Annotated in this window: 18 protein-coding genes; 10 read left to right on the top strand and 8 right to left on the bottom strand. The window is 66.7% G+C overall.

The window, feature by feature from the left end:
- The first annotated feature begins 180 nt into the window (after positions 1–180).
- Positions 181–3,372: an autotransporter domain-containing protein gene (locus tag E8A12_RS21985; RefSeq protein WP_293372892.1), complete on the top strand. Its 3,192-nt coding sequence runs from the start codon at positions 181–183 to the stop codon at positions 3,370–3,372.
- A gap of 41 nt (positions 3,373–3,413) precedes the next feature.
- Here E8A12_RS21985 and E8A12_RS21980 read toward each other — a convergent pair whose 3' ends face one another.
- The 3 genes from E8A12_RS21980 to E8A12_RS21970 form a co-directional block, all read right to left on the bottom strand.
- Positions 3,414–3,644, bottom strand: a complete 231-nt coding sequence (locus tag E8A12_RS21980) for a hypothetical protein (RefSeq protein WP_293372890.1) — start codon at positions 3,642–3,644, stop codon at positions 3,414–3,416.
- 244 nt (positions 3,645–3,888) lie between these two features.
- Positions 3,889–4,947, bottom strand: coding sequence for a hypothetical protein (locus E8A12_RS21975; RefSeq protein ID WP_293372888.1), 1,059 nt, complete (start codon positions 4,945–4,947; stop codon positions 3,889–3,891).
- Between the two features lie 324 nt (positions 4,948–5,271).
- Positions 5,272–6,522, bottom strand: coding sequence for a TetR/AcrR family transcriptional regulator (locus E8A12_RS21970; RefSeq protein ID WP_293372886.1), 1,251 nt, complete (start codon positions 6,520–6,522; stop codon positions 5,272–5,274).
- A 462-nt stretch (positions 6,523–6,984) separates the two neighbouring features.
- On the opposite strand from E8A12_RS21970, the gene E8A12_RS21965 reads away from it, so the two are divergent.
- Together E8A12_RS21965 and E8A12_RS21960 are read left to right on the top strand one after the other, a co-directional pair.
- Complete coding sequence (locus E8A12_RS21965; protein WP_293372884.1) at positions 6,985–9,006, top strand: redoxin domain-containing protein; 2,022 nt, start codon at positions 6,985–6,987, stop codon at positions 9,004–9,006.
- Positions 9,007–9,010: 4 nt separating this feature from the next.
- Positions 9,011–11,083 carry a PQQ-binding-like beta-propeller repeat protein gene (locus E8A12_RS21960; RefSeq protein WP_293372882.1) on the top strand — a complete coding sequence of 691 codons (2,073 nt, stop codon included), beginning with the start codon at positions 9,011–9,013 and terminating at the stop codon, positions 11,081–11,083.
- An 88-nt stretch (positions 11,084–11,171) separates the two neighbouring features.
- Here the strand turns inward: E8A12_RS21960 and E8A12_RS21955 are convergent, their stop codons facing one another.
- Positions 11,172–11,834, bottom strand: a complete 663-nt coding sequence (locus tag E8A12_RS21955) for a sulfur transferase domain-containing protein (RefSeq protein ID WP_293372880.1) — start codon at positions 11,832–11,834, stop codon at positions 11,172–11,174.
- Positions 11,835–11,983: 149 nt separating this feature from the next.
- On the opposite strand from E8A12_RS21955, the gene E8A12_RS21950 reads away from it, so the two are divergent.
- The 3 genes from E8A12_RS21950 to E8A12_RS21940 all read left to right on the top strand — a co-directional run bounded on the left by E8A12_RS21950 (position 11,984) and on the right by E8A12_RS21940 (position 14,210).
- The gene (locus tag E8A12_RS21950) at positions 11,984–12,601 is read left to right on the top strand and encodes a 2OG-Fe(II) oxygenase (protein ID WP_293372878.1); all 618 of its coding nucleotides are present in this window, start codon (positions 11,984–11,986) and stop codon (positions 12,599–12,601) included.
- A 4-nt stretch (positions 12,602–12,605) separates the two neighbouring features.
- Complete coding sequence (locus tag E8A12_RS21945) at positions 12,606–13,598, top strand: mitochondrial fission ELM1 family protein (RefSeq protein WP_293372876.1); 993 nt, start codon at positions 12,606–12,608, stop codon at positions 13,596–13,598.
- Positions 13,599–13,802: 204 nt separating this feature from the next.
- Entirely contained in the window at positions 13,803–14,210 is a 408-nt protein-coding gene (locus tag E8A12_RS21940) for an EF-hand domain-containing protein (protein WP_293372874.1), read from the top strand.
- Here the strand turns inward: E8A12_RS21940 and E8A12_RS21935 are convergent.
- From E8A12_RS21935 to E8A12_RS21920, 4 genes are all read right to left on the bottom strand, one after another.
- Positions 14,200–15,102 carry an FAD:protein FMN transferase gene (locus E8A12_RS21935; protein ID WP_293372872.1) on the bottom strand — a complete coding sequence of 301 codons (903 nt, stop codon included), beginning with the start codon at positions 15,100–15,102 and terminating at the stop codon, positions 14,200–14,202. The genes E8A12_RS21940 and E8A12_RS21935 overlap by 11 nt on opposite strands.
- Before the next feature lie 14 nt (positions 15,103–15,116).
- Complete coding sequence (locus E8A12_RS21930; protein WP_293372870.1) at positions 15,117–17,537, bottom strand: TonB-dependent receptor; 2,421 nt, start codon at positions 17,535–17,537, stop codon at positions 15,117–15,119.
- 31 nt (positions 17,538–17,568) lie between these two features.
- Positions 17,569–18,558 (bottom strand): FecR domain-containing protein, encoded by a 990-nt coding sequence (locus E8A12_RS21925; protein WP_293372868.1) that lies wholly within the window; start codon positions 18,556–18,558, stop codon positions 17,569–17,571.
- 94 nt (positions 18,559–18,652) lie between these two features.
- Positions 18,653–19,174 (bottom strand): RNA polymerase sigma factor, encoded by a 522-nt coding sequence (locus E8A12_RS21920; RefSeq protein ID WP_293372866.1) that lies wholly within the window; start codon positions 19,172–19,174, stop codon positions 18,653–18,655.
- Positions 19,175–19,409: 235 nt separating this feature from the next.
- Between E8A12_RS21920 and E8A12_RS21915 the strand changes: the two genes are divergently transcribed.
- The 4 genes from E8A12_RS21915 to E8A12_RS21900 all read left to right on the top strand — a co-directional run.
- Complete coding sequence (locus tag E8A12_RS21915) at positions 19,410–20,081, top strand: thermostable hemolysin (protein ID WP_293372864.1); 672 nt, start codon at positions 19,410–19,412, stop codon at positions 20,079–20,081.
- Positions 20,078–22,198 (top strand): AMP-binding protein, encoded by a 2,121-nt coding sequence (locus E8A12_RS21910; RefSeq protein ID WP_293372862.1) that lies wholly within the window; start codon positions 20,078–20,080, stop codon positions 22,196–22,198. Before E8A12_RS21915 ends, E8A12_RS21910 begins: the two co-directional genes overlap by 4 nt.
- Positions 22,199–22,214: 16 nt before the next feature.
- Positions 22,215–23,030 (top strand): SDR family NAD(P)-dependent oxidoreductase, encoded by an 816-nt coding sequence (locus E8A12_RS21905; RefSeq protein ID WP_293372860.1) that lies wholly within the window; start codon positions 22,215–22,217, stop codon positions 23,028–23,030.
- Positions 23,031–23,318: 288 nt separating this feature from the next.
- Positions 23,319–23,758: VIT1/CCC1 transporter family protein (locus E8A12_RS21900; RefSeq protein ID WP_293372858.1), on the top strand; the 440-nt coding region annotated here is incomplete at its 3' end.

The following is a 23,758-nucleotide window of genomic DNA, read 5'->3' as shown; positions in this document are numbered from 1 at the left end:
GCGTAAGCCCTGCAAATTTCGGGGGAATTGGACTGCGGGCCGAATGTTTCGGCTTGCGATACAAGAGTGAAACAAACAAGACGACCCGAGGCGGCCGAAAACGACTTCTCCGACGGCCCGGGTCATTCGCTGGACACAATCATGCTCGATCGATCGATCCGTCGTGAGGGATCAAAGTTGATGACTGGGTATTTTTCGCCGGACGCCGTGCGGGGCCTCACCCAGGACGCCTCAAGAGGGCCCGCGCGTCGGCGGGTTTTCGCGCATTTGCTGCTGGCCGGACCGGCCATGGTCAGCGCCTCGGCGCTGCTCTGGGCGGCCCCGGCGCTCGCCCAGACCACCCCCACCTCGACGACGATCAGCAACAACACCGATAAGCCCGTGGCCACCTCCGCCACCGGCGATCTGACCATCAATTCGGGCGGCTCGATCAAACCGCCGTCCGGTGCGGCGGTGACGGTCGACAGCAGCAACGAGGTGAACAACAACGGCCTTATCGAATTCCAGAACCTCAATAACGTCGTCGGCATCCTCGCGCACGGCGGCAACACCGGCTCGATCACCAACAACGGCACCATCGAGGTCGATGACACCTCGCAGACCACCACCGATTCCAACGGGATCGTGCACGGCCCGTTCGCCAACGGCACGGGCCGCTTCGGCATCCAGGTCGTCGGGCCCGGCGTATTCGTGAGCGATATCCAGAACAGCGCCACCGGCACGATGACCATCAAGGGCGACAATTCTGCGGCGATTTCGATCGAGACCGACCTCTCAGGATCAGTGAGCAACCTCGGCGCCATCTCGGTTTCGGGCACCAACAGCTACGGCATCCGCACCACAGGCGCGGTGAGCAATGGCGTCGTCCTGGGCGGAACACTGACCGTCGCAGGTCAGGGAACCCAGGCCGTGAACCTCGGCGGCGACGTCACCGGCCAGGTATTGATCAACGGAACGATCTCCTCGACCGGTTACCGCTACACCACCCGCTCCACCGACCCGAATTTCCTTAGCCACCTGACTGCCGACGACCTGCTCCAGGGCGGCCCGACGGTGGTCGTTGGCGGCAGCGTCACCGGCGGGATCCTGGTGGATTCGATCACCACGACCGATTCCACCGGCCTGGCCACCACCGTCTCCGGGTCGATCACCTCGAGCGGACAGGCGCCAGCCCTGGTGGTCGGCGGGACCAACGGCAAGAACATCGTGCTTGGCAACGTCGGGACAGACGTCGACGCCTTCGGCCTGGAGATCAAGGGCACGGTGTTCGGCAGCGGCATCTACGATGGGATTTCCGCGACAGCCGTCCAGCTGGGCGTGGCCGGCGGCGGCACGGTGGACACCAGCGGCGGCATCCGTATCTCGGGCGCCGTCTCGGCCTCGTCCTACGCCGCCAGCTCCACGGCGATGACTCTGAACGGCGTCATCGCTCCGGTCCTGCGCAACGAGGGCTCGATCTCCTCGGTGATGAATTCAGACGCTGCGGGCGCAGCCGCCTCGGGCATTGTGATCGGCGCGGGCTCCAACGTGCCTGTATTCCAGAACGCCGCTATCCTGAGCGTCTCGGTCACCGGCCAGCAGGCCGACGCGATCGCGCTTGCCGACCACTCGGGCACGCTGTCGGAGATCGAGAACATCGGGGTCATTTCCGCGACCCGATCCCTTTCGACCACCGGCACGCCGGTCACCGGCAGCAACATCGCCCTCGACCTGCATCTCAACACCACCGGCATACACATCCTGCAGGACGAGCCCGCGGGCGACACCGAAATCCCGTCAATCGTCGGCTCGGTGACGCTGGGCTCCGGCGGCGACCGCGTGGAGATCCTGGCCGGCTCCCTGACCGGCAACCTCGACCTGGGCGCCGGCGCCAACAGCCTGACCATCGACAACGGCGCGACCGTGGTGGGTAATCTGGACGCCGCGGGCGGCACCGTCGCCCTGTCGGTGAACACCGGCACGCTGCAGGTGAACGACGCCAGCCAGCTGAAGCTGACCAGCCTGAACCTGGGCGCCGCCTCCTCGCTGACCCTCACCGCCGACCCGGCCCTCGGCCAGGCCACCAACCTGAATGTGGCGGGGACCGCGACGATCGCCAGCGGCGCAACGATCGGGGTGCGCCTCGCCTCCATACTGCCGGGCACGGCGACCTACACCCTGATCCAGGCGACCCAGCTCAACTCCACGGCCTCGGACTCCTCCCTGTTGGGCGCCACGCCCTTCCTCTACAACACCAGCCTGACGACCAACCTGGCCGCCGGGACAGTCAGCGCGACCCTGACCCGCAAGACCGCCGCCCAGCTCGGCCTGCCCTCGACGATCTCAGGCGGCTACGAGCCGCTGATCGCCAACATCGGCAAGGACACCGGCCTGGAGGGCGCCCTGTTGCTGCAGACCACCCAAACCGGCCTGATCAATCTCTACAACCAGCTCATGCCCAACCACTCGGGCAGCGTGTTCAACACGGTCGCGGCCAGCGTCAGCGCCTTCGCCAAGCCGCTCGACGACCGGCAGGATCCGCATGGCGGCGGCTTCTGGATGCAGGAGACCAACGCCGGCGTGTTCGCCAGCAGCCACGGCGACGACCCGGGCTACAAGGCCTGGAGCTTCGGCGTCGTGGCCGGCTATGAGATTCCGCGCACGCCGCTGGGCATCCTGGGCGCGACCTTCGGGGCCAGCACCGACGAGATCTATCCGGACAATGTCGACGCCGCCGAGGACCTGCACGCCAACCTGGTCGACGCCGGCGTCTACTGGCGCATGACCAAGGGCGGCTTCTCGGCCAATGCCCGGGTGGGCGCAGACTATGTGAGGATCTCCAGCGACCGGGTGATTGACGTGCTGGGCGGCGACGGCCAAGCCGTCAGCCGCGCCGCCAACGGCGAGTGGTCGGCGTTCGGCGTCAACGCCCGGGCCGCGGCCAGCTACGAGGCCCACCTTGGCCGCAGTGTCTACATCCGCCCGCAGGGCAGCATCGAATACATGCGCCTGGCGGAGGGCGCCTACACCGAGACCGGCGGCGGCGACGCAATGGACCTGTCGGTCGCCTCGCGCACCTCCTCGCGCCTGTCGGCGTTCGCCGGCGTGGCCGTGGGCGCGCTCTACGGCCCTGACAAGTCCTGGGGTCCGGAAGCCCTGATCGGCTATAAGGCCGTCGCCAGCGAGAACCTGGGGGTGACCACCGCCCGCTTCGTGGCCGGTGGGGACGCCTTCACCCTGCGCTCTGACGACATCTCAGGTCAGGGGCTGGCGGCGCACTTCTCGCTCAAAGGCGAGAACGGCTCCGGTGGCTTTGCGCTGGAAACCGGCGCCGAGGCCCGCGACGGGCTGAACATCTTCGACCTGCGGATGGCCGGCCACATCCAGTTCTAGGCGCTCGGCCCGCGTCCGGTCAGGACGCGGACCTTTCGCCATCACACCTTGCCACGGCCGCCGTTGTCGGTCGGGCTGGTGTCGCGCGGATCGCGGGTGCGGCCGTCGCCGTCCGTGTCGATCCGTCCGCCCTGCTGGCCGGCGCCCTTCTGCCCGGCTTGACCCTGCTGGTTCTGCTGCATGGGCTTGGACTGGGTCTTGCCGCCCTGTTGCTGCTGCGGCTGACGGGTGTTGCTGGCGTTGCTGTTGTTATTCTTCTGATCGGCGCCCATGGCACTGTCTCCTTGGATTGGCTTCGGGGAAGCCTGGATCGAACCCACGGGACGAGGGCCTTGTTCCCGTGCCGGACGTCGGCGCGATCGGGCCGTCCGGCGCCAGCTAAGCTGTTGGATTCGCCGGCGCACCCGACGCAACGCCTACACACAGACCGTGTCGCCTTAGGCGAAGGCAGCGGCCTTCCGGCGCCTTAGGTCAGGCGCTATTGGCGATGGCATGAGGCAGGGCTGATCGACCGACCTATTGTCGCAACGCCGCCGCGTCTCCGCCGCCGTTCTTCTTCGCGGCCTCCGCTTCGGCCGACCGCGCTCCCGCCAGGATGTCGGGCAAGGCGTAGTTGCCCTCGTGACAGGCGTATTCGTAGACGGGCCCCTTCGCCGGGCTGAATTCGTATTCTCCGCCCCAAGAGGTCGCCCAGACCGTGGGGTCTTCCACCTTGAACTCATAGCGCAGGCGCTTGGGTCCGACGCGGGTGAACCGCTCGGTGACCTTCATGTTGGCCGAGCCGCCGAAGAGGGCCTCGTTCGGATTGTAGTTTGTGGTCTCGACCACCAGGGTGTCGCCCTCGTAGTGGCCGATGGAGTCCCCGTACCAGACCCGCATCGGGCTGTGCTGGGCGTTTAGGCGCACGATCCGCACGTCGTGGATCATTTCCACTAGGATGGCGACCGAGTCACGGCCTTGCACGATCTGGTAGTTGGAGTTGTAGAACGACGGCAACATGACCGGGCCGGCGTGGTTGGCGAACGAGGTGATGCATCGCTCGGCCAGCGTCTGGTTTTCCGGGTTCTCGCCGGCCCGGCCGTAGACGCCGCGCACCGGGGTCGGGTCACTGGACTTCCTGGGCAGGCGCGGGGGCATGCGGCCGTTGGCCGGGAAGGTGATCATCGAGGTGCGCGGTTCACCGTTCACCCGCATCACCGCGTCGCCATGATCGACCCAGAAGGCGTTGTAGCCGCAATCGACCGTGGCGCCGCTGTCGACGGTGTTGGCGGCGTAGCAGGGCAGCTTGTCGAGGTCGACGGTCGCCGCCGTCGGCGCGCTGCTTTCACGAATGACCTCGGCCCGCTTGCCCTCAATGCCCTGCACCTCTTCCGGGCTCATGGCTCTGCGGTCCCCCATGGCGACCGGTCGCTCGAGCGGGGTCAGCGTGGCGTTGGTCCAGGTCCCCTGCAGGTCCGGCTGTCCGTCCACGGCGCGCGGGGCATGGTAGGGCGTTGCGGCCGGCTGGGCTGCGATCGACTGGGGCAGAATCGCCAAGGCCGCGCCCGCGAGCAGGACGAGAGAATGCAACTTCATCGGATCGTTCCTTAGATGCCGGCCGGCCACGCGCCGCCGCCCCCTCGGCCGCTTGGCTTGATCTGACGATCAGAAGGTCTTCCGCCAATGCTGAGCATCACAGAGCTCCTCCAGAGCTTCAGTCTAGTCCAGTCCGGCGAGCTTATAGAAAACGACGCGCGACACCATCGTTGTTGCTGAATTTTCAGCCTGCAGCGTTTGATTTTTCGTACTATCCGCTCTGGGTATGGTCACATAGATCAATAAACTTGTTATATTCTCGTTGTTTGCGGGCCCTCAATCGGGCCCCTGCTCTTGTCGGCATGGACTGGGCCCGCCGCAATTTCAGCCCGCGGCCGGCGAAAACAGGCCGAGGAACAGCGGCTTCAGATAGAGATCCAGCGCGCTCTGCGGAGTCAGTCCGGGAACCCAGTAGGCGAGCTCAGAGGCCGAATTGATCGAACCCGCAATCACCTGCGCCGCCGCCAGGGCGTCGATCGGACGGACCGATCCGTCGGCGATCCCGTCGCTGACGACGCTCGAAATCCTCGATGACGACCGATCAAAGCCGGCGAGGAGCTTTGGGCGCATGTCCTGCGGCACGGCGGACAGCGCCGACGTGCGCAACAGGATCTGTTGCCCCGAGACCTGGCCGCCGACCAGATGCGAGGCGAAGGCCACGAGGTTGTCGAAGCCATTCTGGGCTTGTGCGTTCACCCGGCCCTGGATACCGCGCATGATCTGCCAGGTGCGCTCGAAACACCGGACGACCAGATCGTCCTTGGTTTCGTTGTGATGATAGAATGAGCCCTTGGTGACGCCCAACCGCGCGCTGATGCGCTGGACCGAGGCGCCCAGGTAGCCCTCCTCGTTGATTAGTTGCGTGGCGACTCGTAGGAACGCGTCGTTGGGAACCCCGTCTGCGTCGTCCGCCCAGCTCGTCCCCCCTTCGATGGTCGGCGGATTCCACACCGATGCCTCGGATGCAAATCCATATTCGAGCAGGTTGGACACGCGATCGGCCATGCCGGGATAGTCTTCGGGGTTGTACTGCGGCAACCAATGTACAGCCCAGTAGATCTGGGAGAGGACGATGTGGGTCCGCGCATTGCGGTCGGCGCGGCCCAGAGGCTCCGCATCGGAGGATGAGAATATCGTCCGCACCTTCTTGAAGAAGTCGACATAGGCCTGATTGGCGGTCGGATCCTGGGTCGTCCGGAAGTCGTGGAAGTTGGCGGCCTCATCCTCCTCGCCCTCGGCGATGCGGCGGCGGAAATCGAAATATTCATGGATGATCGCGCGAAGCCGAGCCCTGGCGCCATCCTGCTGCAAGGCCCGGTCGGCGATCTGATTCATTTTCCGGATGGTCTCCAGAAAGCAGGCGACCGCAAGATCTTCCTTGTGGCGGAAGTAGTATCCGATGGTCGTGGGGACGACGCCGAGGTCGGCCGCCACATGGCCAAAGGTCATGCCACGAACGCCATGTTCGTTTAGCGCCGCGACGGCGGCCTGGACGATCTCCTCTCGCCTGCGCTCGAACTTGCTCGCCCCCTCTTCCGGGCGCTTGTTGACCGATAGTTTTGAGGTCGAGGACATTTTCCTGCCCTTCATGTGGGTGCGTCGACAGAGCGCCGACCACGCCATCTCGGCTCGTGGATCGGGCTCTGCGCAAGGATAATTGTTCGGCTGCCTGCCGGGATTGCAAGCGCCCTTGGTCCGCGGGATCGAGGCCCCCGTCACCCTCCAGCGCCAGTCCAGCATACCCCTTGCACGGATTCCGGCGCACCAAGTCGTGCCGTTCGCAGTAAAGCCGTCAGACGCGGGTTACAATCTCTGACAAATCAATGGCCTAAACGGTGGGTCGCACCATACCCAACAGACAAGGGACGGTAGCCGTAATCAATCCAATACATGCACTTCCAAGTGTTCATTGCGAGTGGGACATTATTAACCTGGTGGAAGACTAGACTCCCCCGAAAATACGCATAACATTCTTGCGGAATGTGGCGCTGGAAGAGACCGCTGATTTCAATGCGGCCGCCAATGGGAGAGCTGGCGATGGCGATTTACTTGAAGATGGCCGGCATCGCGCTGGCCGGATCGGTGCTCGGCCTCATGGGCGGCTCATCCAGCTACAGCGCCGAAGGTCCGCAGCGCGTCGCCGACTTCCAGCTGTCCGATCAGCACTACATCGGACGCCGCCTCTACAAGCTGGACGACGACAAGGCGGTCGTGCTCGTCGCCTATGCCGCCGATGATGCCCAGTTCCGGGCGGACGCCCCGGCCCTGAAGGTGCTGCGGGCGGCCTACGCCGACAAGGGCGTCGATTTCCTGATCATCGATCCGCGCCTCGACGACACCCGCCAGAAGCTGGCCGCCGACGCCGCGGCCGCCGGCCTGAACATCCCTGTGCTGTTCGACTACGAGCAGCTGGTCGGGGAGAGTCTGGGCTTGACCCGCTCGGCCGAGGTGCTGGTCCTCAACCCCAAGGACTGGACGGTCGCCTTCCGTGGACCGGTAGGCTCGTCTTCGACCAAGCGTGCGCTTGACGCCCTGGTCGCTGGCCAAGCGGTCAACCTGGGCGCCCAGGAGGCCCGCGGCGCGGTTATCGCCTATCCGCAGAAGGCCCAGGCCATCAAGTGGGCCGACATCTCCTACGCCCATGACGTCGCCCCCATCGTCCAGGAGAAGTGCGTCACCTGCCATCAGCCGGGCGGTCTGGGGCCGATGACGCTGACCAACTACCAGCAGATCAAGGGCTTTGCGCCGATGATCCGCGAAGTGCTGCGCACCCATCGCATGCCGCCGTTCCAGCCGGACGCCACCGTGGGCCATTGGGCGCCCAACGAGGGGCTGTCCTCCGATCAGCTAAAGACCCTGGTCCATTGGATCGAGGCGGGCGCGCCGCGCGGGCCAGGTGAAGACCCCCTCGCAATGGTCAGCTTCCGCGCACCGCCGTGGAAGCTGGGCCAGCCCGATCTGGTGCTGCCGCTGCCAGTGGTCGATGTGCCCGCCACCGGCATACTGCCCTACCAGAACCCGGTCGTGGCCACGAACCTCGGTGAAGGCCGCTGGATGAAGGCCAGCGAATTCCAGGTCACCGACAAGAAGGTGCTGCACCACATCACCTCGCAGGTGAACTCGCCCGACGCGACCGGCGCCACCGTGCGCCAGGAAATGGCGGCCGGCGGCGTCGGCGGGCAGGGGCCCGGCCGGGTCGTCAACCTGGTGCCGAAGGACATGGGCGTCTGGGTCCCGGCGAATTCGATCATCGCCATGCAGACCCACTACACGCCCTACGGCAAACCTACGACCGAAGCCACCAAGCTGGGGCTTTATTTCTATCCCAAGGGCCAAGAGCCCAAGTACCCGATGCGCACCTACGGTGTGTATGGCACCGGCATCACCATTCCGGCCGGCGAGGAGTACCATCAGGAGCTGGCTTACGCGGACGTTCCCAAGGACATGCTGGTCTACGGCCTGACCGCGCACGCCCATGTCCGCGGTGAGTCGACCCAGGTCTACATCCGCTATCCCGATGGCCACGAGGAGATCGTGCTGGCGGTGCCCCACTACGACTTCAACTGGCAGTGCGAATTCTATCTGAAGGACCCGATCATGGTGCCGGCGGGGTCGCGCATCATTAATAAGTGGGTCTACGACAACTCGACCCGCAACCACGGCAATCCGGATCCGAAGAAAGACGTCGCCTTCGGCGAACAGACGACTGATGAGATGCTGACCTTCTTCATCCACTACCGCTGGGTGGGCGAGACCACAGCCAAGCCGCACGACGACTACGACCGCTTGCTGGCGGCCGGCCAGTTGATGGGCGACCTGGACTTGAACATGGATGGCAAACTGGAGCCCTCCGAACTGCGCGGCGCCCAGGGCGCGCGCCTGAAGGCCAACTTCGCAGCGCTAGACACGAACCACGACGGCGTCCTGGACAAGGATGAACTGGCCGCCGCCACGCTTCGCAGGCCGGGCGGCAGTCCGCGGGCCGCAGCGGCGGCGGAGCCGACGGCGCGGCCGGCCCCATCGACAGAGCCGACCATCCGACCCGTAGCGTCGAACTAGGCCATTGCTCAAGATATCCGCCGCCACGGCCGTGGCCGTGGCCTTGCTGTCGGGCTCTATCTTCGGCGCCGTTCCCGCTGCCGCCCAATCGGTGGATGGAAGGGGGCCGGCCGACGGCGAGACGCTGTTCGCGGCGCGCTGCAAGAGCTGCCACGAGCCCCCGATCGTTCGGGCGCCCAGCCGCGAACAGCTGCGAGACCGCACGAACCAGGAGATCATGGAGGCGCTGACGAACGGCGTCATGCAGCCCATGGCCACGGGCCTCGGCCCCGCGGAAATCGCCGCCCTGGCCCGGTTCCTAACTGGTCGTAACATCCAGGCGACGGCCGCTGCGTTCCCCGCCGCACCCGCACCGGCCTCGGTCACGCCGAGCGCGGCGGCGGCGGCTCAGCTCGGAAAGCTGCGCCCGGTGTCCGGCGCTATGCTGCACGACCCCGCGCCGGGCGACTGGCTACAGTGGGGCCGCACCTATGACGGGCAGAATTTCAGCCCGCTGACGCGCATCGACCGCAAAACCGTGAAGACCCTGGCGCCGGCCTGGCGCGCGCCGCTTCCAGGCGGGCCCAGCATGCCGACCCCGCTGGTGCATGACGGCGTTATGTTCCTGCAGACCAGCCCCGATATGGTGCTGGCGCTCGACGCCACGACCGGCGAGGTCCTGTGGCGCCACGCCTATGCGCCGGCGACGCCTTCCAACCAGAAGATGGGACTGGCCCTTTCGGGAAGACGGGTGTTCGTGCCCACCTCCGACCTGCACGTGATTTCGCTGGATGCGCGAACCGGCGAACAGGTCTGGGACCACAAGATCGAACTCAGCCCGCCGGCGACGGACCGCAAGGCGCTCGTCCTGCGCAGCGCGCCGCTGATCGTGGGCGACAAGGTGATCCAGGGCGTCACCGCCAGCGGCGCGCCGGGTGGCGGCTTCATCGTGGGCCTCGACATCGCCACCGGGAAAGAGCTCTGGCGGTTCCACACCATTGCCCGACCGGGCGAACCGGGCGGGAACAGCTGGAACGGTCTGCCGCTGGACAAGCGTAGCGGCGCCTCGGTCTGGCACCAGGGCACCTACGACCGCGACCTGAACCTAGTCTATTACGGCGTCGGCCAGACCTACGACACCGGTCCGCTCCTGAAACGCTCGCCCGATCCGAAGATGACGAACGACGCGCTCTACACTGACTCCACGATCGCCCTGAACCCGGACACCGGGAAGCTGGTCTGGTATTTCCAGCACCTGCCCAACGATCAGTGGGACCTCGACTGGGTGTTCGAGCGCCAACTGGCGACGATCAACGTCGGCGGACGGCCCCGCCGGGTGGTGGTGAACATCGGCAAGATGGGCATTCTCGACGCGCTGGACGCCGCGACGGGCGCCTATCTGTTCTCGATCGACGCGGGCACGCAGAACGTCATCTCCGCCATCGACCCGAAGACGGGCGCCAAGACCATCGATCCCGCGCGCATGCCGGATCTGGCGCGGCCGGCCGTGATATGCCCAGGCCTGTCCGGCGCCCGATCCTGGCCGCCGACGACCATCAACCCGCGCACCGACCTGCTCTACGTTCCGCTGACCCAGTGGTGCACACAGTTCGGGCCTCCAACAGGCTACCAACTCCTGAGCTCCGGCGTCGGCTTGACCAACGTTGATCACCCGGACGCGACGGCGAGCGGAAAGATGGGCCGCCTGCAGGCCATGGACCTGAAAGGCCACAAGCTCGCCTGGCGCCAAGACCTGGCCGCGCCGATCTCCACCTCGGTCCTGGCCACGGCCGGCGGCGTCCTCTTCGCCGGCGACCTCGATCCGGAGCTGAAGGCCTTCGACGACCGCGACGGAAAGATCCTGTGGCGCGCGCCGCTCGGCAATTACCCGAGCTCCAGCGTCATCAGCTACAGCGTCGGCCAGACCCAGTATGTGGCGGTCGTCGTGGGGCTACGCAACAATCACATCAACGATCTGTCGCGGCGCTACCAGGCCTTTCGGCGCGCCCGCGGCGCGCCAGCCGATTCGCCGAAGGGCGAGCCCGCGGTCGTGGTGTTCGCTTTGGGAAACCGGACCAGCACAGGGCTTCCGGACTGATCCGTTCGGCCCGGTTTGAAACCCGGTGGCGCACCCGACACGTCCCGATGTTTCTGAAGCTGCTGACTCGCCACGTTTTAGCTGCCGCCTACTCCCGGGGCAGCAGATCCGCGAACCACGAGCGCCGTGGGCGCGCGGCGTAGGCAGCCTTGATCGCAGCGGGATCGTAGGCTGGGCTCTCCACCCATTCGATGAAGGTGCGGCCTTCCGGTGCGCCTTGCGTCAGGTAGCTCTCGAACACGAAGTCGAGAATTCCGGTGCGGCCGTGTTTGAGGTGCAGATAGCGTAGGTCCAGTTGGCGCATGGCCGTCGGGATGTCGCCGCCCAGCCGAAGGCTAACGTAGAGCGCGCTCATCAGGCTCGCACGGTCCGCTCCCGACTTGCAGTGGATGAGGATCGGGTACTCCGCAGTCTCGAAGAGGCGCTGGGCGGCGAGGATCTGGTCGCGATCCGGCGCATCGCGCGAGGTGATCGTGAAGTTGACCAGGGTCAGGCCGAGCGCGGCGCAGGCGTCCTTCTCCAGGACGTGGAAACTGGCGTCGAAGCCGCCCCGCAGGTTGACGACGGTGCGGACGCCGCGACGCTTCCACGCGCGAAGCTGGTGCGGCCAGGGCTGGTTGCTGCGAACCATCTCATCGGAGACCCAGTGCGCATTCTGGAATCCCAGCCGCAGATAGGCGTGGTCGCGCCACAGGAAGTCGATGTAGGCGGCGATCCGGCCACGCAGCGTCGTCAGATCGAAACTGGCCACATCCACCTCACACCACTGCCGCGGCGCTCTCTAGCACCGCCGCGCCCATCCGACCCATCTCAAGAAGAATTGGCGCGCACATGCCTTGAGGGCATTGCCCCGCCGCGTCGTCTTCGCCTACAGCCGGGGGGCGACACGTAGAGGGTCACATGGCCGGTTTGAATTGGCGCACGCTCGAAGCGGCTGAATTGGTCCGCACCCCGTTCGATCACATCGCGATCGCCCAGGTGCTTCTGCCGGAATGCGCCGCGGCGATTCCCGATGAATTCCCCACGATCAAGAGCCCGGGTTCGTTCTCGATGGCCGACGCGCCGCCGGGGCCCGTGCTCGCCAGCCTGATCGATGACCTGATGTCGCAGCGCTTCCGCGTGCGGATGACGGAGATCTTCGAGATCGACCTGGAGGGCAAGCCCGCCGTGGTGACCCTCCGCGGACAGTGCTCCGCCAAGGACGGGCGCGTTCACACCGACTCCAGGTCGAAAGCGCTGTCCCTGCTGATCTACCTGAACGACGGGTGGTCCGGCGGCGAAGGCCAACTGCGCCTCATGAACCGAGAGTCCGGTTTCGACAGCGCGCCCGTCGAGATTCCGGCGACCCTCGGGTCGATGGTGGCGTTCCGGCGAAGCGATACGTCCTGGCACGGCCACGCGCCGTTCGTGGGACAGCGCCGCGCCCTGCAGTTCAACTACCTTCAGACCGCCAGGGCCTCGATGGTGGGCGAGGTCCGCCACCGGATCTCCGCCTTCGCCAAACAACTCGTGGCTTAGGGGCGTGCGCGCCGAGCCGGGGTGCTTCAGCGGTCTGCGCGTCTGGCACCTCACCACTGGGGAAGCCGGCACCCGGCAGCAGGCCCGGGGGCTGGCGAGCGCGCTGTCGCCGAGCGCCGAGGAGCGCATCGTCAAGGTCAGCCGCCTTTGGGCGCTGGCGCCGCCAGCCCTCATCGCGCCCGCGCCGCCGGCGGTGACACCGGTCACCGGCCGCCTTGAGCCCCCATGGCCAGACATCCTGGTCACCTGCGGCCGCCGAAGCGCGCTCGTGGCCATGGCGATCCGTCGGCGAAACCCCTCACCCATGCTCTGCGTCCACATCCAGCAGCCGCCTCATCCGGCAGCCTTCGACCTCGTGGTCGCCATGCCTCATGACCGGCTGGAAGGCCCCAATATCATTCAGGTCGACACCGCCCTGCACGCCATTACCCCGGACACGCTCAGGGCGGCCGTGGGAGACGCCCCCTGGTTTCGAGGTTTACCCAGACCCTGGACAGGCGTGTTGCTCGGCGGGTCCACCAAGCGTCATCCGTTCGGGATCGAGGACGCGGCCCGCCTAGCCGACCAACTCGATGGCCTGCGGCAAGATCTCGGCGGCTCCCTGCTGATCACGCCCTCGCGGCGAACCCCGCCGGCGGTGTTGGCGCTCCTGGGGGCGCGCTATCTGTCGGACCAGACCGTGCGGATCTGGGACGGCGGCGGACCGAACCCGTATGTCGGAATTCTGGCGATGGCCGATAGCCTCGTCGCCACCAGCGACAGCATCTCGATGACCTCCGAGGCGCTTGCGACCAACGCCCGCGTCTACGTCTTCCACCTGCAGGGCGGCCGCCGGCATGAATATTTCATCGCAAACCTGATGGCCAAGGGACTTGTGACGCCGCTTGACGCGCGGGCGACGCGTCGTCCGAGGGCGGCCATCGACGCCACGCCAATCGCCGCGGAGGCCGTATTGCGCCTTTTGGCCGGTCGGCCAGCCCCGCTCCGGTCCTGGTGAATTTCGATGTCGGCAGGCCTCACCTCGACGCTCGCCCTGCTGTACGGCCCAAGGGGACATGCCGCCAGCATTGCTGTTTCAAGCCAGTACTGCGTCAACCAGAATTCTGGTAGAACATCAATATCTTAGTCTTTGATTTATCTTGATACAGTTATCGAGGATCAAGCTCGGACCTCTCATCAATGTCCGAAAGGGAAGACGCAGATGAGCATGGACATATCAAGTCTCGGCGGCTCCGCCACGCCGCACGCCATGTCCGGCGCAAGCTACGGGGCGCCGCCCCAGCAGAAGATGTCAAATCTGTTCGATTCGATGGACATGTCCGGAACCGGCAGCATCGACAAGACCCAGTTCGCCAACGCCTTCGCGACCAAGAACCCGCCGACCGTCTTCAAGAACCAGGGGGTCGACACCCTGTTCTCCCAGCTCGATCCCACCGGATCCGGCGAGGTCTCCAAGTCCGACTTCGTATCCGTGATGAGCGGCCTCATGGCCTCGCTTCGGGCCGACCCGGCGGCGCCATCGGCGCCGACCGGTAGCGTCGACGCAAGCACCCAGGCGCTCAGCACGCTGGGAACGCCGCAGAGCCCGACGATCGACATCAAGGCCTAGAACTAAGGGGCTCGGTCCCGGCGCGCTGGCCGCGGTCATCGACGAGGATGTGACGGACCCCCAGGCCCCGGAGCCAGGCGGGGCCGTCTTCGCCTTTGACCATAGCGGAGGTCGCGAGACTTCCCGCAACAAGGCAGCGGTCGGTGATCACCGTGACCGAGGAGAGTCCTCGGCTCGGCCATCCCGTTCGGGGATCGAGGATGTGGCTGTACCGGCGACCTTCGACCTCGATGTAGTGTTCGTAGTCGCCGCTGGTCGCGAGCGCGCCGCTCTCAACTCGGACCTCGGCGACCAACAGGTCCGGGTCGCTTGGATCGCGGATACCGATCAGCCAGGGCTGACCGTCCGGTTGCGGACCGATGACGCGGATATCACCACCGAAATCGACGAAACCATGTCGGACGCCGAGTTCGAGGCAGATCTCCGCGGCGCGGTCGGCGGCGTATTCCTTTCCCAGGCCCCCGAAATCGAGCTCCATTCCCTGGCTCCCGAACGCGACGCCGGCGTCCGAGAGCGTGACCTTGTCCAGGCCGATCCGCGGCAACAGCTCATTGAGCGCGGCCTGGGCCGGCAGGCGTGCCCTCTTGAGATCCCAGGCCGACCGCAACAGTCCCGAGGTGACGTCGAACGCGCCGTCACTCTTGTGGTGACAGGCTTGGGCGAAGGCGATCAGCCCCCTCGTCTCGGGATCGATCGACGCCGCACCTCCGGTCGCGGCCACCGCGTTCAGCCGCGAGAGCTCGCTATCTGGCCGGTAGCGCGAGTATTTCGCTTCGATCCGGCGGACTTCCGCCTCCGCGTCGCGGGCGATTGGCCCTGCAGCCGATGGGGAGACACCGTGAAGGTGGACCACGCAGTCCGAGCCCATGGCGAAGAACTCGTGGCCGTCCACTCCGCGCGCTCCTCTCAGAAGGCCGTGCGAACGCTCACGGACACCGTTCGCGGTCGAAGCGGGGTGATCTGTTGGGTCGTACGCAGCGTGAAAGGATTGCCATAGGCAAAGGTGTTCCCCCGCTCGTCCGCGGGATTGTCGACTGCAAGGGTCAGCCGCCAGCTCAGGGTTGCCACGCTTGCCGCGAGCCGCCCCGTGGCGTAGCCGCCCATCCGCGGCGAGATCACTTCATCGAAGGTCAGGTGCGAACGGCCGACGTAGGCATAACGGCCGTCGAGTTCGAACGATCGGTTCGCCGATAGCGGCCACGAATAGTGCGCTGAAGCGCCACCTGAGGCGTCGGGAACACCGGCCAGTCCCGACTCGGACCGTGTCGGGAACTCGGGGTTGGCGTGGTCCAGTTCCGGAGCGTTCACCAGGAAATTCATCCGCAGGACCAGGGGGCCGTCGCTGTAGCGGCCCTCGAACTCGACGCCGGTATTGCGCCCGTCGCCGATGTTGGCGGTGAACGGCAGGCCGGAAGGCAGCAGCTCATCGCTCTGGATATTCTGCCAGATCGCTTCAAACGCCGCGGCGCGAACCACCAGCCGACCGTCCAACGAACTGGCCCGAAGCCCCGCCTCGAGATTCCAAAGTTCGTCGCCAGAATAGTACCGATTGGGCTCCACCCCGCCCGCAGGGTCGAACGCCTGCCCCGGCACGCCCGTCGTGTTCACGCCGCCTGACCGGTATCCCTCGGCCGCCTGCAGATACAACAGCACGTTGGGCGACCGCGCATAGGACAGGACGATCTTCGGTGCGAACCCGAGGTGGGCGACGCCTCCGGTGAACGACGACTGTGTCCCGTTCAATGGCGCCTGGATCGCGCTGCTCACATGGGAGGTCGAGGTGAAAAGCCGCCCGCCGAGCGTGAGGCTGAGTAAGGTCGATAACGGCCAGATTGTCTCGCCGAACGCGGCGCCTTCGTCCAGGCGGTCGCGCCGCGCTTCCTTGAACGCCAGGAGGGGATTGGCCGTCGCCAGGCTGGTCAATTTCAGATCCACGGTCTGGATGCTGTGGCTGAAGAACAGACCACCCAGCCACTGCACCGGAGCATCGTCCTTCGATGTGAAGGTAGCTTCCGACACGAGGCTGCGAATCCCGTCGCTATCGTCGAACGCCGCGGGTCCGCTCGGGACCGGGACCGGCGGGTCCGACGTGGCGTCGTATCGGCTGGTGATGTGGTGACTGACCAGAGCCGTCGTCCATTTCACGTCTGCCCAGTCCAGGCGTCCGGCCACGCCGACGTGCGCTTCGCTGAAGTCGTTGTCGTGTGGTTCCTGGAGGGCGACGTTGCGGGAGAACGCGGGCTGGCCCGCAAGCTCGTACTGGGTGTCGGCGGAGTTGATCGCCTGACCCACGACGCCCGCCGACACCGTCCACACTTCGGTCAGATCGAAATCCGTCGATAGGCGCACACCCTGACGGGTGGACTGGTTGACGTGCCTGAGGTTCAGCGCCGTGTCGTTGATGTAGCCGCCGTCGTCGTCGCGATAGGCCACGATGCGCGCCGCGCCGCGCCCATTGAACAACGGAAGGTTCAAGACGCCTTCGATCCCGTCGGATCCGGCGCCGTGTTCGGTGGCGCCCACGGTTGCGGAAACCCAGCCGCCGAAGCTGAGCCGATCAGGTTGGGCCGACGCCAGATGCAGCACTCCGCCCAGGGACCCCGCGCCGTAGAGCGCGCCTTGCGGGCCTCGCAGGACCTCGACTTGCGCCATGTCCACGAGTTTCAGGTCGGGATCCGGCGCGTTGTAGGTCAGACGGACGTCGTCCAGATAGATGCCGACCATCGACTGGGTTCGGCCGGTCAGCGGTCCATCCGACAGGCCGCGCAGGAGGATCTTGTCGCGTCCCGGCCCCAGGTTGGTGACGGTCATGGCGGGCTCTGTCGAGGCGAGGTCGCCGTCATCCTTGACGCCGAGGCCGGCCATCGTCGCGCCGTCCTGCGAACTTACCGCATAGGCCAGGCGATCGGCGGCGGTCGCCCTGCGCGTGGCGACCACGATCAGCTCATCCAAGTCGTTTGTGCGTGCCTCCGGGATTCCAACCGGCGCCGCGCCTGTCCGGACCGCGCGAGCGGCCGGCCTGATTTCCACGGCCCCTTTGTCGATGAACCGAAAGCTGCATCCGGTACCCTCGAGCAGCCGGGCCAGGGCCTCCGAAACGGTGTAGCGGCCGGCCACAGGCTGCCCCTGCGCCGCACAGGCGCGCGCCGCCCGGGTGCTGATTGAAACGCCGGCCGTGGTCGCCAAGTCGACCAGGGCGGCGCTGAGCGGCTCACGCGCGATGTCGAACCGGAAAAGGGCGTCGGCCGCCGCGGCGGGCGTAGCCAGGAGCAAGGAGGCCGCGCAGACGAAGACCGCCAAACCCCGGCGCACGGTGTGGCGAAGCAAACGCGGAAATCCCCTCAGCCGGATTGGAATGTCAGCTCAGCGTGATCTCATGGTCCGTACGCTGCACGGATAGCGAAAGATAGTCGGCGAGCCGGCGCAGCAGGACGTCTTCGTCGCCCAATTCAAGGACGCCCGAGAACCGCTTGGCGCCCGCGGTCCTGGTCACCCGGATCGGCAGGGCGTAGCGGCGATTGAGCTCCGCCACGATCCGGCTCAAGGGCTCGTCATCGCACACCAGACGGCCTGAAGCCCAGGCAAAGGCCTTGTCCGGGTTGACGCGTTGCTGCTGCGAGACCTGGGTCCCCTCGGCGTGGCGAAGTTCATCGCCCTTCACCAGGCGCGCGACGGGATCGGGGCCCAGGCTTGGCTGGCGGATTTCCACGACGCCGCGGCGGACGCTGACCACCACTTCCTGGCCCTCGTGGAGGATGTTGAACTCGGTGCCGACCACGCGGACCTGCTGATCGCCGACGTCGACCACGAACGGTCGGCGGGGATCCTTCGCCACATCGAAACTTGCCTGGGCCTGCGCCAGGTCGATGCGCCGGGTCCGCCAGCCGATCTGCACCGTCATGGCTGAGGCTCCATCTAGATGGATGTGCGTGCCGTCGCTGAGGGCCATCTCGAGTGTTTCGCCAACCCCGGTCCGATAGGTCTGAGGCGCGCCCTGGTAGGCGCGCTGCGCGCTGGGCGCCGCAATGACAGCAACCACTGTCGCCGCCGCGGCCAAACCAGCCAGGGGCATCCACCGTGGACCCCGGCGAACACGTGGCTTGAAGGGGAGAACTTCACCGTCCGGTCGCGATATGGAGGCGGCGATTTCAACAGAATTGTCGCTGATCTCCGCGCTCAGGGCCTCGGACCGCGCAAAGGCGTCCGCGTGCGCTTCGGCGGACTCCAGCCAGGCGGTCAAGGCGACCCAGTCGTCGGCCGTGGCTGTGTCGGCCTCAACGCGCACCAGCCAGGCGACAGCTTCGTCGTCGAGACGGACGCCGGGGCCGGGGCCGGTCGGCGGGCTCATTTCGAGCCCCAAGGATTGCGGTTGCGCGTCATGGCTGCCCCAAAGACGCCACAAAGCGAAAACCGCCTCCAGACTAAATTCTGGCCCCTCGCCGTCATCGGCCGACCTTGGCCAAAATCCGCTTGAGGCAGGTCATAATGTATTTCTCGATGCTGGACTTCGAGACGTTCATGGCGGCTGCGGTTTCGCTGTGCGACAGGCCCTCCAACTTGTGCAGCCGAAACGCCTCCTGCACCGGCGGGGGCAGTTCCTTCACCACCTCGATGATGCGGGCCAGCCGTTGGCGCGCGTCCGCCACAGCATCAGCGGGCGAGGCTTCCGAGATGTCTTCCCAGCCCGCTGAGCTGGAGTTCGCGCCGCGCCATTCGGCGTCGCGCCGCCTGGCCCGTTTCCGCTGCTTGATCTGATCGAGCATCAGGTTGGCGCCGAGCCGGAACAGGAAGCCCGACGGGTTGTCGATGCCGTCCGGCGAAAGCCCCGTGATCTTCACATAGATGTCCTGGACGAGATCCTCGGCGGCCTCCTCCGAACGCAGGCGGGCGCGAAAATATCGAACAAGGTCGTCTCGGCGAGCGAGGTAGGTCGCCAAAAGCGGATTTTCGCTGGGCTTATCCAAGGCGCGTGGAGGCTCCGCAATGGCCGCAGGAACCGCGGCGCAGGCGGGGCCTGGTCAGCCGCTCCGCCACGGCTCCCATGCCAGTTCGCGATGAATTGCGAAACCTGTGAGGCGTTTTCCGCCGCTTGTCGTCGTTGGCCCGTGGAAGGCGTGGGGGCGCTGGTTCTTCGAGGGGTGAGGCCATGGGACGGGTTTTGGTTTCCGGTCAAATCCGCCCGCCAACGTGGGCCGCATGATGGCGTCTGGCGTCTTATCTTCCGATGCGCCTCGGGTCGTTGAGCTCCATCAAGGCCAAGGAGTCGAGCGGACTCGCGCTGAAAGCTACCTGGAGGCCGAATACGCCCGCGCCTTTGGCGGCCGAATCCGCAACCACTACCCGATGCTGATGTCGGTGACGGGTGGGGACGACCAGGTCCTCGCCGCCGCCGGGTTCCGCCTCGCGTCGGCAGGTCCGCTGTTCCTGGAGCAGTATCTCGACGAACCCGTCGAGGCCGCCATCGCACGGCGACTGGACAAGCCCATCGCCCGTGATGGGGTCGTCGAGATCGGCAACCTCGCATCGGCGGGTCCCTGCGCTTCGAGGATCCTGTTTTCAGCGCTCGCAGCCCATCTTCAGCTGCTGGGCGCGACGCACGCGGTCGCCACAGCCACCCGGCAGCTTCGGCGCAGTTTCCAGCGCATCCGATTTCCGGTCGCATATCTGGCGAAGGCCGAGGCCGAACGCCTGGCCCACGGCGCCGCCGATTGGGGCGCTTACTACGGCCGCGATCCGCAGGTGGTCGTCGGACCGATCGGCGACGCGGTCCCAGCTCTGCGGGCCGGCGTGATCGTTGCTGAGGCCGTCGCCGCGAGGCTGGCCCGGCGCGCCGGGGCCAGGTTCGGAGGCCAGCCGCAGGCCGCTCCATGAGCCGAGTCCTCAACGCGCTCCGTCGTCACGATCCGCTGCGAGCGGCGTTGAGCGATGACGCCCAAAGCCTGACCTATGAAGAGCTTGCGGCGGAGGTGGACCGGTTGGCGGGGGCGCTCGCGCCACAGCTGGCCGGCCTTGGCGCGGATATCCCGGTCGCGGTCGACCTGAACAACAACCTCGCTTGGGTGATCGTCGATCTCGCCCTCATCCAGCTTCGCCGGCCGAGCCTGCCGATCCCGGGCTTCTTCACCGCCGAACAGCGCGCCCACGCCCTGCTCGACGCCGGCGCCGGGGCGCTGATCGCTTCCGACGGCGACGGCGAGCTTGTCGCTGCGGGTCGCCGCCTCGGCCTCCTGGACCTCACGCCGCAAGCCGGGAGCCTCCATCGCGAAACCGCCAAGGTCACCTACACATCCGGCTCCACGGGAACGCCAAGGGGCGTCTGCCTGTCCCTCGCCCAGATGGAAGAGGTGGCGGCCTCCCTCGTGGAGGTGATCGGCGCGGACTATGCGGGCGTGCACCTGCCGATCCTGCCGCTGTCGATCCTGCTGGAGAACGTGGCGGGCCTTTATGCGACCCTGCTCGCTGGCGGCCGGTATCATCTGGCCGAGGCGGCCGACCTGGGCTTGGCGGAACCGTTTCGCCCTGACCTCGGGCGGATGGTCCAGACCATCGCCGCGACCGGAGCCACCAGCCTGATCCTGGTGCCGGAACTGCTGCGCGGACTGGTAATGGCCATGACCTTCACCGGCGCCGAGCTTCCAGCCCTCAATCTCGTGGCGGTGGGCGGCGCCAAGGTGTCGCCGGAGCTTCTGGCCAAGGCCGAGGCGGTCGGTTTGCCAGTCTACGAGGGCTATGGCCTCAGCGAGTGCGCCTCGGTGGTCGCGCTGAATACGCCGGCCAGTCGAAAGGTCGGCGCCGTGGGCCGCGTCCTTCCGCACCTTGACGTCAGCCTGGGAGAGGACCGGGAGATCGTCGTCGGGCCGCGGCCGTTCCTGGGGTATGCGGGCGGAGCGCCCAACCTCGGCCCCGTCCATACCGGGGACCTGGGCTGGATGGACGCGGAGGGCTTCCTTCACATCGACGGCCGCCGCAGCAACACGATCATCACCGCCTTCGGCCGCAACGTCGCGCCGGAATGGGTGGAGAGCGAACTGCTCGCCCAGCCGGCCATCCGCCAGGCGGTGGTCTTCGGCGAGGCCCAGAGCGGCATCGGCGCCCTGATCGTCCCGCTTTCGGCCGACCTTCCCAAGACGGTGATCGCGGAGGCAGTGGCGCACGCCAACTCCGCGCTCCCGTTATACGCGCAGGTCGTCAGGTGGCGCCTCTGCCCACCGTTCGACCGAGCGGCCGGCGAGCTCACAGGCAATGGCCGGCCCCGGCGCGAAGTCATCCTCGAACGCCATCGCGATTTCACGAACCCCGCAACCCAGGACCCGCCCGTGACCTTTTTCCCGCGCCTCGTCACCGAAACCCTGGGCGGCCAGCAGGTCCTCGCCAGCGTCCCTCAGATCGAGGACGGCCTGGCCGGCAGGATCTCGCTGGAGACCTACATCGCCTACCTCACCGAGGCCTATCACCACGTCAAGCACACCGTCCCCCTGATGCAGACCGCCAAGGCCCGCCTCGACGATCGCCACACCAGGTTCCGCGACGCCCTTGACGAATACATCGCCGAGGAGACCGGCCACGAGGAATGGATTCTCAACGACATCCGCCACGCCGGCGGCGACGCCGACGCGGTGCGGCACGGCCAGCCGCGGGCGGCCACCCGGGCGATGGTGGATTTCGTCTACGACTTCATCGCCCGCGACAATGCCATGGGGTTCTTCGGCATGGTGCTGGTGCTGGAGGGCACGAGCGTGCGGCTGGCGACCCAAGGCGCGGACGCGGTCGCCGCCAGCCTCGGCCTTGGTCCGGAGTGCTTCAGCTACCTGTCCTCCCATGGCGCGGTGGACCAGGAGCATCTGGTCTCCTTCCAGAAGCTCATGGACGAGGTCGACGACCCGGACGATCAGCGCGCGATCATCGCGGTCGCCAGCGCCGTCTTCGATCTCTTCGCAGATGTCTTCCGCGCGATCCCGCACGACCGGAGCCTGGCTCATGCGGTTTGAGGGCAAGGAGGTCCTGTTGACCGGCGGCGCAGGCGGCTTGGGCGGCCTTGTCGCCCGGCAGCTGGAACATGAAGGCGCGCGGGTCTGCGTGCTCGACCGCAGCACCCCCGTCGGAGTCAGCGAATTCTTGTGTCAGGATCTGGCGAGCGCGGAGGGAATCGAGGCCGCCGCGACCGCCGCCTCTGGGCGACGGGTCGACCTCCTTTTCAACCTGGCCGGCATCCAGCATTTCGGTCCGCTTGAAGCACAATCGCCCGAACACCTTGTCGAAAGCTACATGGTCAACCTGGTTGCGCCGGTCCGGCTGACCCAGGCGGTCCTGCCGCAGATGCGCGCGCGAGGCGGCGGCCATGTCGTCAACGTCGGGTCGATCTTCGGGTCGATCAATTTCGCGCACTTCGTGACCTATTCCAGCGCCAAGGCCGGCCTGCGAGGGTTCAGCCAGGCGCTGCGGCGCGAGCTCGCGGGCTCGGGGATCGACGTCACCTACGTCGCGCCACGGGCGGTTAACACGCCGCTCAACACCGCCAAGGTCAAGGAATTCGCACGTCTGACCGGCATGAACATGGACCAGCCGCAGGCGGTCGCCCACCGGATCGTCGACGTGGTTGCGGCCCGCAAGCGCGAGGCTTATCTGGGGTTCCCGGAATCGCTCTTCGTCCGGCTGAACGCGCTGCTTCCGGGTCTGGTGGACCGGGCGCTTTCAGGCAACGACCGCAAGGCCGCCCGCCTCTTCGCGCCGTCGAACGACGGCCGCGACCCTGGCCACACAAGTGCGCGCCACGCCCCACAATTGACCCCCGGTCACCCGAGAGAGAGGACCATCCCATGACGGTTTCCAATATCGGGCCCGCGGCCACGCCGCCGCTGCGCCAACCGCAGCCCGCCGAAGCCTAAGGACCCGAGGTCGAGAACGACCATGATGGGGACGATGGCGCGTCCGCCGCGGCCGCCCTGCCGAAGGGCCAGGGAACGCGGATCGACACCAAGGCCTGATCGGTCTCTTCTACCGCGACAAGGCTCCACCCTCGAGCGGGGCCTTGTTCCATCGCAATGTGCGCGGCGCGGCGGACCTTTAGCACTTGGATATCCGTACGCGTCGCAATCCTGGGCCCTAGACATGCCGCGCCGCTCGCATCGTGAACGCCACCTCATGGCCCGGATCGGCTGGCTGCGCGCCGCCGTGCTCGGCGCCAACGACGGGATCGTCTCCACCGCCAGCCTGATCGTCGGGGTCGCGGCCGGCGGCGGCGCCAAGAGCCAGGTGCTGCTGGCGGGCCTTGCGGGCCTTGTCGCGGGCGCCATGTCCATGGCGGCCGGCGAATATGTCTCCGTGAGCTCGCAGTCAGACACGGAAGCGGCGGACCTCGCCCGGGAAAAAGAGGAGCTCAAGGCTCAGCCCGAGGCCGAGTTGATTGAACTCGCCGGGTTCTATGTCGCCCGCGGCGTGACCCGGGACCTTGCCGACCAAGTGGCCGCTCAGATGATGGCGAAAGATGCGCTGGGCGCCCATGCCCGCGACGAGCTGGGGATTTCCGAGATCACCACGGCGCGCCCAAT

The organism is Phenylobacterium sp. (assembly GCF_004799395.1).
Classification (GTDB): Bacteria; Pseudomonadota; Alphaproteobacteria; order Caulobacterales; family Caulobacteraceae; genus Phenylobacterium.
The sequence above is the reverse complement of the archived record's forward strand: the minus strand, read 5'-3'. Positions and strand labels throughout refer to the sequence as shown.